This is a genomic window from Sphingobium sp. TomTYG65 (genome assembly GCF_055395525.1).
On sequence record NZ_AP027330.1, the window covers coordinates 1,425,522 to 1,438,648 of the forward strand.

Annotated in this window: 12 protein-coding genes and 1 pseudogene; 12 read left to right on the top strand and 1 reads right to left on the bottom strand. The window is 65.2% G+C overall.

What is annotated here, in order from left to right; translation table 11 throughout:
• Positions 1-49: 49 nt before the first annotated feature.
• From ACZ5Y5_RS07120 to ACZ5Y5_RS07160, 9 genes and pseudogenes are all read left to right on the top strand, one after another.
• A complete protein-coding gene (locus tag ACZ5Y5_RS07120; protein WP_464807966.1) occupies positions 50-826 on the top strand; it encodes an ImuA family protein in 777 nt (258 codons plus the stop codon).
• Positions 744-2,549 carry a DUF6504 family protein gene (locus ACZ5Y5_RS07125; protein ID WP_464807967.1) on the top strand — a complete coding sequence of 602 codons (1,806 nt, stop codon included), beginning with the start codon at positions 744-746 and terminating at the stop codon, positions 2,547-2,549. The genes ACZ5Y5_RS07120 and ACZ5Y5_RS07125 overlap by 83 nt, the downstream gene beginning before the upstream one ends.
• A pseudogene (locus ACZ5Y5_RS07130) lies at positions 2,549-4,537 on the top strand (PHP domain-containing protein); the annotation flags it as partial. The gene ACZ5Y5_RS07125 and the pseudogene ACZ5Y5_RS07130, both read left to right, overlap by 1 nt.
• Positions 4,538-4,929: 392 nt before the next feature.
• Positions 4,930-5,226, top strand: a complete 297-nt coding sequence (locus ACZ5Y5_RS07135) for a DUF736 domain-containing protein (RefSeq protein ID WP_464807968.1) — start codon at positions 4,930-4,932, stop codon at positions 5,224-5,226.
• Between the two features lie 924 nt (positions 5,227-6,150).
• Positions 6,151-7,179, top strand: coding sequence for an ArdC family protein (locus ACZ5Y5_RS07140; RefSeq protein WP_464810498.1), 1,029 nt, complete (start codon positions 6,151-6,153; stop codon positions 7,177-7,179).
• Positions 7,176-7,592, top strand: a complete 417-nt coding sequence (locus ACZ5Y5_RS07145) for a DUF2958 domain-containing protein (protein ID WP_464807969.1) — start codon at positions 7,176-7,178, stop codon at positions 7,590-7,592. The genes ACZ5Y5_RS07140 and ACZ5Y5_RS07145 overlap by 4 nt, the downstream gene beginning before the upstream one ends.
• 93 nt (positions 7,593-7,685) lie before the next feature.
• Positions 7,686-9,710: a ParB/RepB/Spo0J family partition protein gene (locus tag ACZ5Y5_RS07150; protein ID WP_464807970.1), complete on the top strand. Its 2,025-nt coding sequence runs from the start codon at positions 7,686-7,688 to the stop codon at positions 9,708-9,710.
• Between the two features lie 132 nt (positions 9,711-9,842).
• The gene (locus ACZ5Y5_RS07155) at positions 9,843-10,112 is read left to right on the top strand and encodes a helix-turn-helix transcriptional regulator (RefSeq protein WP_464810499.1); all 270 of its coding nucleotides are present in this window, start codon (positions 9,843-9,845) and stop codon (positions 10,110-10,112) included.
• A 2-nt stretch (positions 10,113-10,114) separates the two neighbouring features.
• Positions 10,115-10,984: a replication initiator protein A gene (locus tag ACZ5Y5_RS07160; protein ID WP_464807971.1), complete on the top strand. Its 870-nt coding sequence runs from the start codon at positions 10,115-10,117 to the stop codon at positions 10,982-10,984.
• A 149-nt stretch (positions 10,985-11,133) separates the two neighbouring features.
• Here ACZ5Y5_RS07160 and ACZ5Y5_RS07165 read toward each other — a convergent pair whose 3' ends face one another.
• Positions 11,134-11,412 carry a hypothetical protein gene (locus ACZ5Y5_RS07165; protein ID WP_464810555.1) on the bottom strand — a complete coding sequence of 93 codons (279 nt, stop codon included), beginning with the start codon at positions 11,410-11,412 and terminating at the stop codon, positions 11,134-11,136.
• Here ACZ5Y5_RS07165 and ACZ5Y5_RS07170 point away from each other — a divergent pair.
• The 3 genes from ACZ5Y5_RS07170 (at position 11,362) to ACZ5Y5_RS07180 (ending at position 13,009) form a co-directional block, all read left to right on the top strand.
• Positions 11,362-11,778 (top strand): DUF2840 domain-containing protein, encoded by a 417-nt coding sequence (locus ACZ5Y5_RS07170; protein WP_464810500.1) that lies wholly within the window; start codon positions 11,362-11,364, stop codon positions 11,776-11,778. The two genes, ACZ5Y5_RS07165 and ACZ5Y5_RS07170, sit on opposite strands and share 51 nt — an antisense overlap.
• Positions 11,775-12,320 (top strand): S26 family signal peptidase, encoded by a 546-nt coding sequence (locus ACZ5Y5_RS07175; RefSeq protein ID WP_449472700.1) that lies wholly within the window; start codon positions 11,775-11,777, stop codon positions 12,318-12,320. The genes ACZ5Y5_RS07170 and ACZ5Y5_RS07175 overlap by 4 nt, the downstream gene beginning before the upstream one ends.
• Positions 12,321-12,433: 113 nt before the next feature.
• On the top strand, positions 12,434-13,009 hold the full coding sequence (locus tag ACZ5Y5_RS07180; RefSeq protein ID WP_464807972.1) for a lytic transglycosylase domain-containing protein: 576 nt from the start codon (positions 12,434-12,436) through the stop codon (positions 13,007-13,009).
• The last annotated feature ends 118 nt before the right edge of the window (positions 13,010-13,127 follow it).

A 13,127-nucleotide genomic window follows, 5' to 3' on the forward strand; every position in this document is an offset into this window, starting at 1 on the left:
CCCGCGTGACAACGGAACATAAAGGGAACATTTGAGTCGATATGTTCCCATGCCCAGCCCCTCTCTTTCTCTTGATCAGCCCCAGGCTGATGCTGTTGCGGCGCTTCGCGCGAGCCTCGGGCAGAGCTGCGCGGGACAGGCCGCTCCGCTGCCTTTCCGATTGCCGGAGATGGATAACCGGCTTGCCGACCAGGGCCTCCATGGCGCTGGCCTGCATGAGATTGCCCCTGCTTCCGCAACGCTGAACGATGATGCCGCCGCCACGCTCTTTGCAGCGGGCATTGCCGCGCGCTTCGCGGCGAGCGAGAATGCCGAGATTTTCTGGGCGCTCAGCCGTTTTGACCTTTATGCCCCGGGTCTTGAACAGGTGGGCCTTCGTCCCGACCGGATTTTCTATGCGCAAGGCCTGAAGGACAGCGCCGTTCTCGCGATGGCCGAGGACGCCCTGCGCGATGGATCACTGGCCTGCGTCATTGCGGAGGTGAAGGCGGCGGATCAGACCGCAACCCGGCGGCTGCAACTCGCGGCTTCCGACGGCAAGACCCCAATCCTGCTCTACCGCCGCCATCGATTGCGCGAGCGCTGTCCCTTGAGCGGGCTCTCTTCGGCGATGACACGCTGGCGGATCGGCTGCCGGCCTTCTGAGCCCCTTCTTCATCCGGGAGTGGGCCGCGCCCGCTGGTCGGTCGAGCTGGTCCGCCAGCGCAACGGAAACCCCTTCTCCCTCGAACTGGAAGCGTGCGATGACACGGGTCGCCTCGCTCTACCTGCCGCAACTCGCCATCGAGCGGTTGCGGCGGTTGGAGCGGCCAGCCAGGCCGCTTGAGCACGTCCCGGCCGCGCCCCGTTTCGCGCCGCCGGTCGACGATGATCCAGGTGCATGCTCTGTGCCGCGCGGCGGCGGCTGGCGGCCCGGTGCGCGCTGGGCGCGAGACGGGGCGCTAGGACATAAGCCCAGCCAGTCCGACATCGACGCCTTGCCGGCGCATCAACGTCCGTCCATGCGCGAGATGGGCCGCAGGAGTGAAGCGGCCGAGCATCCCTTCAAGGCCATGGCGCGAGGTGAAGGCAGCGGCGGTTCAGCGCCTGCGATAAGCTGGGGGCGCTTGTGGGGCAGGCCCACTATCCTGATCGCTCGCTCCGGGCAGCGCGACATTGTCACCTCCGGCTGCCCGGTCGCGCTGGATCTTGGTCTACGGCCTGGCATGGCGGCGGCCCACGCTCGGGCGCTGGTGACAGAGCTTGAGGTCCGCGAGGCCGAGCCGGATGCCGACCGCGCCTGGCTCGATCGCCTCGCCCTTCATGCGGTGGGGCATTGGACACCGACAGCCAGTGTCTGCGGTCCCGATGGTCTCTGGCTGGACCTGACGGGGACCACCCATCTCTTCGGCGGCGAACAACCATTCTGCCGCCGGCTGCTGCGCTTTCTGCAGCGGCTGGGCTTCACCGCCAGCATCGCGGTCGCGGGGACGGCGGGCGCGGCTTATGCGCTTGCGCGCCACGGCGGCGCCCCCATCACGCTCTTGCCGCCGGGAGAAGAGACGCAGGCGCTTGCCGATCTGCCGCTTGCCGCACTGCGCCTTGAACCTGAGGCGCTGCACGCAGCCGCCCGCTTTGGTCTCGAGCGGATCGCGGAACTCTATTCCATGCCGCGCGCGCCGCTTGCCCGGCGGCTTGGCCTCACGACCGTGCAACGGCTCGACCAGGCGCGCGGCATGGCGGCCGAACCCATAATCCCGGTGGTGCCGTTCGACGCGCCCCGCGTGGAGCGGCGGCTGCTTGAGCCGATTGGCACGGCAGAGGCGATCATCCAGGTGATCGGCGATCTCGTTGATGACCTGGTCATCCTTCTGCAGCAACGCGGCCTTGGCCTGCGCACAGCCCATCTTGCCTGCCTGATCGTGGACGGCAGCGAGCAGCGCGTCGCCATCGGCACCGCCCGGGCGACCCGCGAGCCCCTACATTTGAAGCGCATGCTCGCCATGCGCGTCGGGCGGATCGATCCCGGCCTCGGGATCGAAGCAATGATCCTTGCCGCGCCGCGCGTTGAGACGCTCGCAGCCCAGACGATAGAGGCCGGCCTTGGCCGGGATGATCGGCGGCGCGACATCGTGCCGCTCATCGATCAGCTGACCGGCAGGATCGAGCCGGACAGGCCCTTCCGCCTCTCGTCCCACGAAAGCGATGTGCCCGAGCGGGCGGTGCGGCGTGTCGCGCCGCTGGCAAAGCCGCTGGGCTGGCCAGATTGGAAACGGCCGGTGCGGATGCTGAGGCGCCCTGAGCTTCTTGTCCATGTCGTTGCCCTGATGCCCGACCATCCGCCGCGCCGCTTCACCTGGCGCGGCAAGAGCTACCGCGTCATCGCCGGCGACGGCCCCGAGCGCATCCATGGCGAATGGTGGAGGAACGAGGACGAAATGTGGGCGGTACGGGATTATTTCCGGGTGGAGGCGGCAGGCGGCGAACGCTTCTGGCTCTTCCGCCGCGGTGATGGCGTCGACGCGCAGACCGGCAATCTCAGCTGGTTCATGCACGGGATGTTCGGCTGATGGCCCGCTATGTCGAATTGCAGGTCACCAGCCACTTCTCCTTCCTGCGCGGCGCGTCCTCGCCCGAGCAGCTCTTCTCCGCTGCTGCCCTGCTTGGCCATGAGGCCTTGGGGTTAGCCGACTGGGGCAGCGTTGCGGGCGTGGTGCGCGGCTGGGACGCGCAGAAGGCGACCGGCGTGCGCATGATCACAGGCACACGCCTGGATCTCACTGATGGCAAGGCGCTTCTCCTTTACCCCACCGATCGGCCGGCCTGGAGCAGGTTGACCCGGCTCCTCTCCCTGGGCAAGGCGCGAGGCGGCAAAGGCTGCTGCCGGCTCGACTGGGCCGATGTTGCAGCGCATGCTGAGGGGCAGGTCGCCATTCTCCTGCCGGACCAGCCCGATAGCGGCACGCTCGCCGATCTTGCGGACATGAAGCAATTGTTCGGAGCCCGCGCCTATATGGCGCTGTCGCTGCGCCGCCGGCCCGATGATATCGCGCGGCTGCACGAGCTCGACGCCATGGCACGCGCGGCTGGCGTGCGCAGCGTCGCGACCGGGGACATCCTCTATCATGCCCCCGAGCTCCGGCCGCTGCAGGATGTGATGACGGCGATCCGCGAGAAGAGGACGATCGACGCGCTCGGCTTCAGGCGCGAGCGCTATATGGATCGCAACCTCAAATCCCCTGAGGAGATGGAACGGCGCTTCGCCGCCTTTCCCGATGCGATCGAGGCGAGCGCGGACATCGCCGGCCAGTGCCGTTTCAATCTTGGGGAGATCCAGTATCAATATCCCTATGAGCAGGTGATGGAGGGCCGCACCGCGCAGGAGGCGCTCGCCGCGCTGACGCAGGAGGCGGCCGCGCGGATGTTTCCCGATGGCGTGCCGAAAGACTATCGTGACCAGATCACCCATGAGCTGCGGCTCATCGATCAGCTTGGCTACGCACCCTATTTTCTCACCGTCCATGCGATCGTGGCGGAAAGCCGCCGGCGCGGCATTCTCTGCCAGGGCCGCGGCTCGGCCGCGAACAGCTGCGTCTGCTATATGCTTGGCATCACCTCGATCGATCCGATCCAGCATGAGCTGCTGTTCGAGCGCTTCGTCTCGGGCGAGCGCAAGGAGCCACCCGACATTGACGTCGATTTCGAGCATGAACGGCGCGAGGAAATCATCCAGTGGATCTATGAGACCTATGGCCGCACCCGCTCGGCGCTGACGGCGGTGGTGACCCGCTACCGCACACGCGGCGCGGTCGCCGAGGTGGGCAAGGCGCTCGGGCTGCCGCGGGACCTCACCAAGATGTTGACCGGTCTCGTCTGGGGCTGGTCCATGGACGGCATCAGCGAGGAACAGATCGCCAGCGTCAACCTCAACGCCGATGATCATCGGCTGAAACTCACGCTGGAGCTCTCCCGTCAGCTCATCGGCACGCCGCGCCATCTGTCCCAGCATCCGGGCGGCTTCGTGCTGACGCAGGACCGGCTCGATGATCTGGTGCCGATCGAACCTGCCCGGATGGAGGACCGTCAGATCATCGAGTGGGACAAGGATGATATCGACGCCTTGAAGTTCATGAAGGTCGATGTGCTGGGTCTTGGCATGCTTGGGTGCATGAACCGCGCCTTCAACCTCCTGGAAGAACATAAGGGCATCAAGGTCGGCATGGCCGACCTCCAGGATGATGACCCGGCCGTCTATGCCATGATCCAGCGCGCCGATACGCTCGGCGTCTTCCAGATCGAGAGCCGTGCGCAGATGTCGATGCTGCCGCGGATCAAGCCACGAGAATTTTACGACCTTGTGATCGAGGTGGCGATAGTTCGTCCGGGACCCATTCAGGGCGACATGGTCCATCCCTATCTGCGCCGCCGGGAAGGCAAGGAGGTGCCGGAATATCCCAAGGAGGAGCTGAAGGCGGTCCTGAAGAAAACGCTGGGTGTACCTCTCTTCCAGGAGCAGGCGATGAAGGTCGCGATTGTGGGGGCGGGGTTCCCCGCCTCACCTAAATTCATCGGCCGCCCGCGACGACATCTTGCAGGTGCGTAGTCATGACTTTCATTGACCCGCACGCACCAAAATGGCCCCCGATCTGACCGGGCTCGATCGAGGGCCGCCAAGCACATGTTCCCAAAGCTGCGGAACGGACCTTCCGACCTCTCCTGGGATGGCTGCCTGGCCGAAGCCGGCTGCGCCTTCGCGGTTGGACTGCAACCCTGCGCTTGCCGCCATTTTCCGCCGCCGGTCGTGCCGGCTTTGCATCGCGAAACAAAATGCCGGCGCTCCGGGTCCTTCGCTGCCGCTGCGGTGCGTCTCGCATGCGGTCACCGCGCCTCCGTCCCTCCCGGCGCCATCGAGGTCGCGAAGGGCGCGGCCTTCCGCAAAGGAGAATGAACATGGCTATCATCGGTACACTCACCAAGACCCAGGCTGGCTTTGCCGGCACCATCAAGACGCTGACACTCGATATCGGCGTCACCCTCCGTCCGGCAGACAAGGAAACCGACAAGGCGCCTGACTACCGCTTCTACGCCGGCGATGCTGATGTCGGCGCGGCTTGGCAGAAGATCTCCGCCGCAGGATCGGAGTATCTATCGTGCAAGTTTGACGATCCAAGCTTCCCCGCTCCGGTCTACGCCTCGCTGGTCCTGCGCGAGGATGGCAAGACCTGCGACCTCATCTGGTCACGATAAGCCGAGGGGCGCCCCGCAAATCCGGGGCGCCCACTTCGCGTGGAGCATAGGAAACCAGAGGGGGCGCTGCTCTCCGTCCTGAGCCAAATGCCCTGACCATAGAGACTTGCTTCACCCCACGGGATAGATCATCATGCGGACAGCCCGGCGGGTGAGCTTGCCGACGGGTCAGGTCATGCTGACGTTTTGAGCCGCGTCCTCATGGCCGCCATCCTGCGGACGGCGGCATGTCTTCCTATGGGCAGGGACATGACCGCTGGTCTGTTGGCCAACGTTTTAACCCGGGTGCTTCACGACCATGGGCGCCCAATGCACGCATGGCGCAAGATCGTCGGGCCAATCTTCAAGCCAATGGCTCATCCAGCCGGCCGACAATCCCGATAAGATCGCCACGGCCGCACAGGGCTGGCAAAATTCGCCTGACCGAACGCCTCGGCATGGATGTTTGCAAAGATGCGAACAGATGCCGACCAACCTTCCAAGGGGAGATTCCACCAATCCCCTCGTGGCCGCGGCGTCCTCTTGTGAGGTCCATTCCATAAAGAGCGTCACTCCGGCGCCTCCTTCCGACCGTGCTCTAGGGCTTCGCCCCAAGCCCCTCCGGGTCTTGGCCTGCGGTTACGATCACTGGCGCGACGCCCCGTCCTTTGGACGGGGCTTATCCATGGTCGCCGCGGCGCTTGCCGCGACGGCGGGATGATGAGGCCTCTCCCGAAACGCGGGAGCGGGCGTCGCTCCCGGATAGTCCCGCCGCGGCCTGCGGCAACCCCGGCGCTACGCTTGGGGTGCTCCATGTGCATTGCGCCCCTGCCGGTGCCGCCGGCCGCTCCAGCGGGCCTTCCCGTCCGCTCATCGCCGCCCACCCCCGCTTTCCGGGGAGGCCTTGTGGTTTTTGGGCAGGCTTGGAGGACAGGCATGAACCAGATGATCAACGGAAAGGCCCGTTCCGCTCCCGGAGCGAGGAAGGAACGCAAGTTGCGGGCAGCAGATGGTGAAGGCACCAACCGCAAAAGCCTCTACGAGGAAGTCACAGCCAAAATCATATCGCAGCTGGAAGAGGGACGCCTGCCATGGGTTCAGCCATGGGACAGCACCGCCTGCGCTGGACCTGCTCTGCCCCGCAACGCCATCACCGGTCGCCCCTATTCGGGCGTCAATATCCTCATGCTCTGGAGCGCGGTCATCACGAACGGCTGGCCCTCGCAGGGCTGGCTGACTTATGGCCAAGCGTTGCAGGCAGGCGGCAATGTTCGCAAGGGCGAACAGGGGACGATGGTCGCCTATGCCGACCGGTTCGTCACCGACGAGGAGAAGGCGCGGGTCGCTGCGGAAGGTGGGGAAGCCAGGACCATAGCCTTCCTCAAACGCTTCACCCTGTTCAATGTAGCGCAATGCGAGGGGCTTGACCCCGACCTTGCGCGCGATCCCCTTCCCCTCCCGGAACGTGAGATCATCCCGGTCGCCGAGGAGGTGATCGCCGCCAGCGGCGTTGAATTCCGGATCGGCGGCGACGAGGCCTATTATGTTCCGTCAGAAGACTTTGTGCAGGTGCCGCCGCAACCGGCTTTCTATGCGCAGGTCGATTATTACCGCACCTGTCTGCACGAACTGACCCACGCGACAGGCCATCCCAGGCGTCTTGCCCGGACGTTCGGGACCAGCTTCGGGACCAAGGACTATGCCCGCGAGGAACTCGTCGCGGAAATGGGATCGGCTTTCCTGTGCGCGGCGCTGGGCATCGTTCCGACCGTGCGTCATGCGGACTATATCGGATCATGGCTGGAGGTCTTGCGCGGCGACATGAGCGACGGTCCCGCCGTGCGCGGCAGCACCGGCCCGCGTGGACGCACCATCTTCCGGGCAGCCCGACAGGCAAGCCAAGCTGCTGAATGGCTGCTCGCGCGGCATCGGGAGGCTGGACAAGCCGTTTGCGACGGGAGGCTGGCCGCATGATCCTCCTCACCCCCGAACTGCGCGCCGCGCTGTCAGCCAATCTCGCGGCCAGCATGGAGGCTCAGCATGATGACCGGCTTCATGATCCCGCCCCGGTCGTCAAATTCTTCAACCCCGTTGGCGCAGCGACTTGGCTGGCGACGGAACTGTATGAGGACGGAGACACCCTCTTCGGCCTCGCCGACCTTGGCTTTGGATGCCCGGAACTGGGCTGCTTCTCGCTGATGGAAATCGAGGCGATCCGTCTGCCTTTTGGCCTTCGCATCGAACGGGACCTGGGCTTTGCCGCGCCCTTCCCCCTGTCCGCATGGGCGCAGACCGCCCAGCGCACAGGCTCGATCATCCAAGCCGAAACTTTCCTGAACCGGGCATCCTCCCGCTTCCACAAGCTTCCGCCCTCGCACGGCGGCTGACGCGGCGGCCGTTTGCCGTCTTTTCGAAGAAAGCCGGTTCCGTCTGGCAGTCCAACGCATAACGGAACCGGCACTCCATCAGGAGCCAGACCGATGAAACTCGACTTTATCGACCTTTGCAATATCGATGTGTGTGTCATGAACATGCGGCACAGCCGCAGGGACCCGGACGTCTCCGATCTCCTGCCAACGGTCCGCAAGCGCGGCGTCATCGTCCCCGTGATCCTCCGGCCCGGCAGCGAAGAAGGCCGCTTCGAAATCGTTGCAGGAAGGCGGCGCGTGCACGCAGCGCGACTCGCGTGCCAGGAGGAGGGTGCCGACCCCGAGCTCGCCCGCCTGCCGGCCGCCATCATAGAGGCAGGAGACGATGCCGCAGCGCTCGAAGCCTCGCTGATCGAAAATCTCGCCCGCCTCGACCCTGACGAAGTGTCGCGCTGGGAGAGCTTTGTGCGGCTGGTGAAGCAGGGGCGGACGCTCGAGGATCTTTCGTCCACATTCGGTCTGCCTGAACTGACGGTGCGGCGCATCCTTGCGCTCGGCAACCTGCTGCCCCGCATTCGCGAACTCTATCGGCGCGACGACATAGACGCCACGACCGTGCGCCATCTGACGCTCGCGACCAAGAGCCAGCAGAGGGCGTGGCTCGCGCTGCTCGATGATCCCGATCGTCACGCCCCGGTCGGACATCAGTTGAAAGGCTGGCTGTTCGGCGGTCAGGCCATTCCGGTTCGTCACGCCCTTTTCGACCTGGCCGCTTTCCCGGGCACGATCCTTGGCGACCTTTTTGGTGAGGACCGCTATTTCGCTGACGCGGACCTGTTCTGGACAGAGCAGAATAGGGTGATTGAAAAGCGCAGGGAGCGCTATTTGGACGCGGGGTGGAGCGATGCCGTCATCGTTCCGCCAACCGAGCATTTCCACCAGTGGGAACATGAGAAAACCAGCAAGCGGGGCGGCGGGCGCGTCTATATCGTGGTGCGATCCAATGGCGAGGTTGCCTTTCATGAGGGCTATCTCAGCCGGAAGGAAGCGGATCGCGCTCGGCGGAATAGCGGCAGTGGCGCGACCGGCGAAAAAGTTGCCCGGCCCGAACTGACCTCGGCCATGGGTGACTATGTCGATCTTCACCGCCATGCCGCCGTGCGGGCCGCTCTGATCGGGCATGGGCAGGTCGCGCTGCGCCTGATGGCGGCGCACGCCATCGCGGGCTCCCGTCTTTTCAGGGTGTCCCCCGAACCGCAGACGACGCGCAGCGACGCGCTGTGCGAAAGCTTCGAAACCTCGGTCGGCGAGACGGTTTTCGACAGAGAGCGCCGGTCCGTGCTTGGTCTGCTCGGCTTTTGCGCCGATGATCCATCCGTGATCGACGGGTCTTTTGAGGGGACGCAGAACGATCAGGAGAAAGGCATGGCGCGCGACCAGTTGTCCGCCGTTTTTGCTCGCCTGCTGACCCTTTCCGATGAGGATGTCCTGCGCGTCGTCACAATCGTCATGGGCGAAGCGCTCGCCAGCGGCAGCCCCGTGATGGAAGCGCTCGGCCTCCACATGCAGGTCGACATGGCGGACTGGTGGGAAGCCGATACGGTCTTTCTTGAGCTTATCCGCGACCGCGAAGTGCTGGGCGCATTGCTGGGCGATGTGGGCGGAAGCGCGGTGGCTGTCGCAAACGCAGGTGAGAAGACAAAAGTCCTGCGGACGCTTGTCCAGGATCATCTCGGGGGTGCCAACGGGCGGGACAAGAAGGATCGCTGGGTGCCCCTGTGGATGCAGTTCCCACCCAGCGCCTATACCGGGCGCGGCGGCGTTCCGACCGTTGACGCCCACGCGCGCATCAGTGCGGATCAGGCGCGTGGCGTTGGGGAATCACGCCAATCCTTCCCTTGGCGGCGTGAGGGAGCCGGGGGGCGGCTTGACGCCGCCTCCCGTCTCCTTGCCCCTAAAAAAATGGGCCGTCGCCGGTCGCGACGGCTTCCTTCTGAAAATAGTGGCCGGCCTTCTGCCGCCAGGCGCACAGCGCTCTTCCCCCAGCAGGTGAACGCTCGGGGCAGCGCTATCGTCGGCCATCTTTACCGTCTTCCCGGAATTGAGCTCTCGCTTGCAAGCGCCGGGCCCCAATGACGGGAGCGTCCCTGGCCTTCCTCCCCCAGACAGCGGAACAATCATCCCCAAAGTCCGGGAGTTCCGCCCCACCAGCGATTGTCCAATCTGTCCGGCACCAACCGCGAGCGGCCCATGCTGCTCATGCCCTTGATGGAGCCGCCGATGGATCCCGTACGCCCCCGCTATTTGCGGACGCCCGATGCTGCCGTGCATCTCGGCCTTTCCGCCCGCACCCTTGAGAAGCATCGTTGCTATGGCACCGGTCCGATCTATCGGAAGCTCGGCGGCCGCATCGTCTACGCCCTTGCCGACCTCGACGCCTGGGCGGAGGTCGGGACACGCCGGTCCACCTCCGATCCCGGCGCCGGGACGATCCACCCGGCGAGGCGAATGCGCAACGATGGTCCGGTGCGGCGCTGACCATGACTATCGCCGCGCCGCGCGCCCGCCAGCTCGCGCTGTTCCATCCCGGTCCCGGCGACATCGCGCCGCGCGACGCGCAGGATCTCATGTCCTGGCCCTTTTTCAGCTTGGCCAAGCGGAAACGTACCGCGCCCATCCGCTTCACCATGGGAAAAACATGGATCGATGTGGAAGCGACCCATGAGCATGGCATGGCGACCATCTGGGACGCCGATATCCTCATCTGGGCCGCAAGCCAGATCGTCGAAGCCCGAGACATGGGACGCCCGACCTCGCGACTGATGGCCGCAACGCCGCACGAAATCCTGCGGTTCATCCGGCGCAGCGCAGGGGGCGATCATTATGGCCGCTTGAAGGCGGCGCTCGATCGGCTGCAATCCACATCCGTCGCAACCTCCATCCGGCAAAGCGATGGCCGCCGACGGCATCGATTTTCATGGATCAACGAGTGGAAGGAGCGTCTCGACGCCTCCGGCCGCCCGGTCGGCATCGAACTGATCCTGCCTGACTGGTTCTATGCCGGCATCCTCGATCGGGCCCTGATCCTCACCATCGATCCTGCCTATTTTTCGCTGACCGGCGGCCTGGAACGATGGCTCTACCGCATCGTGCGCAAGCATGGCGGTCGGCAACTTAACGGCTGGAGCTTTGATGTCGCCCATCTGTATCTGAAATCGGGGATGCTCGAACCCAGGCGGCATTTCGCCTTTCGCCTGCGCCGTATCGTCACAGCGCAACCGCTCCCCGGTTACCGGCTCACCCTGGAAACCATGCAGGGGCGGGAACGGCTGCACTTCGTGGCTGAACCAGTCGATCCGATCCGACAGGCCATGCGGCGAGTCCGGCACGACCGGAGGTCCAGAGCATGAACGGCATCGGCCTTTTGGAAACGCCGGAACTCGGCCTAAGGGAAACGCGAAGCTCGGCCGATTGGAAACAGGTTTTCCGCGCGACTCGCGGAAAAACCGCCGCCGCCGAGTGGCTTAACCATGCTAATAAAAGGATCAGCCGATCCTTTCTAACCGCCTGGCTGGCGCTTGGGGCAGCACGGACCGGCGTCGCACGGCGCGACCGCTCCCTCTTTCCGATGCCGATGAACAGCGCCACGTGGCGTCCATCCGTCAAACGGCGCGCGCGCGTAAAAGGCGGCCGCCCATTGTTCGCAAGCGGCAGTAACGTCGCTGGCCACGGCGAGCCTCTGACCCGCGTCCAGCTGCAATGGATCGAGGGCCGGATCGAAGACGAGCTGCTCTTCGGCCGGCCCCTGGATGAGGCTGTCGCCGATCGACAGGATCATTTCGTGAGCTTTCCACCAGGCGAGTGCGTAGCGCTGAGCCGCCGCTCGCTGGACCGACGCGGCACATCGATATCGCGCCTCGACATCTTCCTGACCGTCCGCGCCGATGAAGCCTATACCACGATTCCGCATGTGCTGCCGGGCGGCGTTCTTCTGCTCAGCGTTCGGGGCTGGACCAAGGTCGCCGCCGTGCTCGAAGCCATTGCCGCGATTAGAAGCCTTGGCATCGATCCGCGGAGCGCCGCGCCCGATCACTGGCGCCATGTGCACAATCGGCTTGCCGCCGACCTGCCGCCACGCCTCTATTCGCGCGAACGCCACGCCGCCTTTGTCGCCCGCTCGACAGCGATGGAGCGATCGCGATGAAGGCGCGCTCCATTCTTCTCATGACCGCTTTGGCGGCGCTTGGCCCGGCCTCTTCGCTGCTCTTCGACATTGCTCCGCGCCTCGCATGGAATGCGAGCGCGAGCGCACCCACGGGCTTCTACCGCATTCACCCCGGCCGTACGCCGCGCCTTTCCGACATGATATTCATCACGCCGCCTGCGCCGCTCGCCACATGGATGGCGCGCCGCCATTATCTGCCGCTGGGCGTACCGCTGCTCAAGCATGTAAGGGCTCTGCCCGGCCAGACGATATGCCGGTCCGGCGCTACGGTCTGGGTCGAGGGAAAGGCCGTCGCGCTCGCTCTGGAAACCGATCGCTTCGGTCGACCCCTGCCGGTGTGGACAGGGTGCCATCGCATGAGGCCGGGACAGATATTCCTCCTCAACGCCGAGTCCCCCGACAGCCTCGACAGCCGCTATTTCGGGCCTATCGCCAGCGACGGCCTCATAGGCACAGCGACGCCATTACTCACCTGGCCGAGCAGGATCGGCGCTGGAGCATGGAGCCGAGCCACGTCATGAGGCTGCACCCAACAGGCACTCGCGCTGTCGCCACTTTGCTCATCCTTCTCCCGCAGTCATCGCCCTCCAGCGCAACGGAACCGCCATGTCGCGACAGCGCTAGCCTGTCTCGCTTGCGCACCCATGTTGCCGAAGCGGCGACACGCTCGGCTTTGCCGGAGCGCTGGATCTGGGCCGTCATGGACCAGGAAAGCCGCTGCAATCCTTCCGCCGTCTCGCCCGCCGGTGCCATCGGCCTCATGCAGATCATGCCGGGAACCTGGCGCGCGCTGCGCGCCCGCTACGGTCTTGGAACTGACCCCTTTGATCCGCGCGACAACATATTGGCAGGCGCTGCCTATCTGCGCGAGATGCTGGATCGCTATGGTCCAAACGGCATGCTCGCCGCCTATAATGCGGGGCCTGGCCGCTATGAACAATGGCTGCGGATGGGGCGCCCCCTTCCCGCAGAGACCCGCGACTATGTCGCTCGGCTCTCTCCCCACATCGCCACCCAAGAGCTGCCTGTGCGCGCAAGGAGCACGCCCGACTGGCGCCAGTCCGGGCTATTCGCGCGCGGTGGGGCGGCCGCCGGATCGACGAGCGCTGACGAGCCGGGGCCTGCTTCTCCCTTCCCTTCCCCGACCGCGCTCTCTCGCGCAGCCCCCGGGCATGACCTCTTTGTCGTTGTGGGGAGCAGGCGGCCATGAGGGAGAAAAGCGCATGGCGAGATAAAAGGGGTGACGTCACACCCCTGCTAAAGGGTTGTCAGACAGGCATTTTCCGCGACGGTCCTTCCCTGTCGGCAGCGTCGGGAGGATCCGTTTT